Raw genomic sequence first — 608 nt, forward strand, 5'->3', positions numbered from 1 at the left:
GAAATGTTTTGAGTAATGATATGACTTGATTTAAGCACAAAGTTCAAGATACCTGATAGCGGATCATAGATCCATTTCCATACAACTGTTACGGCAACACTACCTGTAACAACTGGAAGGAAGAATACAAAGCGATAGAATGATCTAGCGATAGCATTTTGGTGATAGGTTTGCGATGCTACAAAGAGTGAGAATAGAACAACAACTGGTACAGACCCAATAACCAAAATAACTGTGTTAATCAGAGATTTTGTAAAGACAGGATCTTTAAACATACGGATATAGTTATCTAAGCCCACAAATTCAAAGCTAGTCATAGAATAGTTAAAGAAACTTGTGATGAAGCCCATAATCATTGGAGCCAACACAAAGATGATAAAGAAGAACAACACTGGTGCTAGGAAAGCATAGGAAATCACTGTTTCCCGCATACGGATTTTATTGACTTTCACAGTAGGCACCTCTCTTTCAAATAGAATAATTTTTTGACTTTCTTGAACTGTTTTAAAATCAAAATGAAATTTTTTATGATTCGCTTATGTAAGAACTTCATTTTAATTTCGTGACAATTTCTTACATTTTAAACAAAAAGCCCCCCTTTCCTTTAC

1 protein-coding gene is annotated in these 608 nt (G+C 34.2%); it reads right to left on the bottom strand.

The features are described 5' to 3' along the window. The coding region (locus tag SMIDD26_RS10840; protein ID WP_167747533.1) for a carbohydrate ABC transporter permease at window positions 1–431 on the bottom strand (431 nt) is incomplete at its 3' end. Window positions 432–608: the final 177 nt, after the last annotated feature.

The sequence above is a fragment of the Streptococcus mitis genome (genome assembly GCF_001579035.1).
Taxonomy (GTDB): Bacteria; Bacillota; Bacilli; order Lactobacillales; family Streptococcaceae; genus Streptococcus; species Streptococcus mitis_J.